General features: G+C 72.4%; 2 protein-coding genes. Both read left to right on the forward strand.

Annotated elements, in window-relative coordinates; all coding sequences use genetic code 11:
* The first annotated feature begins 189 nt into the window (after nt 1-189).
* Nucleotides 190-2,193, forward strand: a complete 2,004-nt coding sequence (locus LE181_RS32550; protein WP_225665029.1) for a GAF domain-containing sensor histidine kinase — start codon at nt 190-192, stop codon at nt 2,191-2,193.
* On the forward strand, nt 2,186-2,538 hold a 353-nt coding region (locus tag LE181_RS31620), incomplete at its 3' end, for a response regulator (RefSeq protein ID WP_225665031.1). The genes LE181_RS32550 and LE181_RS31620, both read left to right, overlap by 8 nt.

A 2,538-nucleotide genomic window follows, 5' to 3' on the forward strand; every position in this document is an offset into this window, starting at 1 on the left:
CGTCCGGCGCACAGCCCGGAATCCTCCGATCTCCATGGAGGTTTTCCGCTATGCGACCCGCGGGCGATCGTCTGGACTGCCGTCGTCCGGCCCGTCGATAATGGCGCGCGTGAGGGGTTGCGTGTGAGGGGCAGCGGACCGGCGATACGGATTGCCGCGTTCTCCGGCGGGTCCTGCCTGCTCTGGGCGGTGACCACCGGAGCGTTTCTGCTGGAGAACAACACCGTCACGCTGCCGTGGATCCTCGGCGCCGTTCTGCCCTGTTACTGCGCCGGCCTGTTCGCCTGGTGGCACGCCCCCGACAACCCGGTCGCCCGCAGGCTGCTGCTGATCGGCACCGCCCTGTCGGTGAGCATCGGCATCCGCTACACCTCGGCGCTGCTGACCGTCCGGTTCGGCTGGGACCTCAGCGCCCCCGAGAACGGCCTGCCCTCGCCGACGGCCTGCCTGGTCGTCCTCCCGGCGGAATGGGACAACCTCGCGGTCAGCATCCTCGTCGTGCACCTGCTGGCGCTGCTGCCCGACGGCCGCTCCCGCTTCCGCTACGAGCGCCCCGTCCTGCGCTCGCTGTGGGCCCTGCTGGCCCTGCCGTTCGTCCTGCCGCTGGCGGGTGTGCCCACCAGTACCGTCGAGTTCGCGGTGTTCTACTACCCCGAGGCATGGCTGCCCGGGGTGGGCGCCACGTTGCTGGTCGTCCGCTGTCTGCGCGCCCGGGCGGCCGGGCAGCGCGACGTCGCCGCGCTGCTGCCCCTCGCCCTGGCGGCGGCCGTGCTCTTCCTCGGCCGGGCGGTCTCCCGGCTGTTCCGCACCTGGCACGGCGAATCCGGGATCCTCTACCTCATCGGCTCGGCCCTCGGCGCCCTGCCCTACGTCCTGATCTCCCTGTCCGTCGTCTACGCCGCCCTGCGCTACCGCCTCCTGGGCGTCGACATCGTCATCCGGCGCTCGGTCGTCTACGGCACGCTGTGGCTCATCATCAGCGGCTGGTACCTGGGCATGGCCATGACCCTCGGCCTGACGGCCGGCCAGTACTTCCCGATCGGCCTGTCGGTGCTGGTCGCGGTCACGGCCACGGCCCTCTTCCAGCCGCTGCGGGCCAAGCTGAACCAGCTCGCCGAGCGCCGCGTCTTCGGCGACCGGCTCAGCAGCTTCGAACTCCTCGTCCAGTTCGGCAGCGTCCTCGAACACGCCTACGACCTCAGCCGGCTGGCGCCCCAGCTCGCCGCCGGACTGCAGCAGGGTCTGGGCCTGCAATGGGCCCGGGTCCGCCTGGGAGGCTGCGGTGACCTGCCCGCCCACGTCGGCACGGCCGGCGACGAGCCCCCCTCCGGCACCGCCCGGAACACCGGCAGCGGCTTCCCGGTCTGCTACGGCAAGGACGTCCTCGGCCTCATCGAGTACGGGCCCAAGACCGAGGGCCGCTTCACCCCCGAGGACCACGACGTGGTCGGCACCCTCGCCCGGCAGGCCGCCCTCGCCGTCCACAACGTGCGCCTGGCCGCCGAACTGTCCACCCGCATCGAGGAGGTGCAACGCCAGGCCGGCGAGCTCGACGCCTCCCGCGCCCGCATCGTGCACGCCCAGGACGGCGAGCGGCGGCGCATCGAACGCCGGCTGCACGACGGCATCCAGCAGGACCTGGTGGCCCTGGTCGCCAAGCTGCGCCTCGCCCGCAACCGCCTCGGCCGCGGCGGTGACGTCCACGCCGTGCTGACCGAGGTCCAGGACGACGCCTACCGCGTCATCGACGAGCTGCGCGAGGTCGCCCACGGCATCCACCCGCCGGTCCTCACCGACCAGGGCCTGGTCGCCGCCGTCACCTCCCGGGCCCGCCGCATGCCGATCCCCGTCACGGTGCACATCGAGGAGTCCCTCGACCGGGTGCGCTTCGCCCTCGACGTCGAGGAGTCCGCGTTCTACCTCATCTCCGAGGCGCTCACCAACGTCCTCAAGCACGCCGACGCCACCCGCGTCACGATCCGCATGGCCCGCCGCGAGGGCTGGCTCGTGGTCGAGGTCGTCGACGACGGCGTCGGCTTCCCCACCGACACCACGCGTGGTTCCGGACTGACCGGGATGCGCGACAGGATCGAGGCGGTGGGCGGGGACCTGCGGATCACCAGCCGGTCCGGCGCCGGCACCACGATCCGTTCCAGACTGGCCGAGCGGGTGCGGGAGGAGATCCGTGACTGAGCAACCGATGCGCGTCGTCATCGCCGAGGACCACTACCTGGTGCGCGAGGGCACCCGCCGGCTGCTGGAGGACACCGGCGACGTCGCCGTCGTCTCGGCCGTCGGCGACGCCGCCGAGCTGCTCGCCGCCGTCGAGGAGCTGCGCCCCGAGGCCGTCATCGCCGACATCCGCATGCCGCCCGGCCACCACACCGAGGGCATCGCCGCCGCCCACGCCATCCGCGCCGGCCACCCCGGCATCGGCGTCGTCATGCTCTCCCAGCACGCCGACGAGAACTACGCCTTCGACCTCTTCCAGCGCGGCACCGACGGCCTGGCCTACCTGCTCAAGGAGCGCATCGGCGA

It is taken from the genome of Streptomyces sichuanensis (assembly GCF_020328095.1).
Taxonomy (GTDB): domain Bacteria; phylum Actinomycetota; class Actinomycetes; order Streptomycetales; family Streptomycetaceae; genus Streptomyces; species Streptomyces cinnamoneus.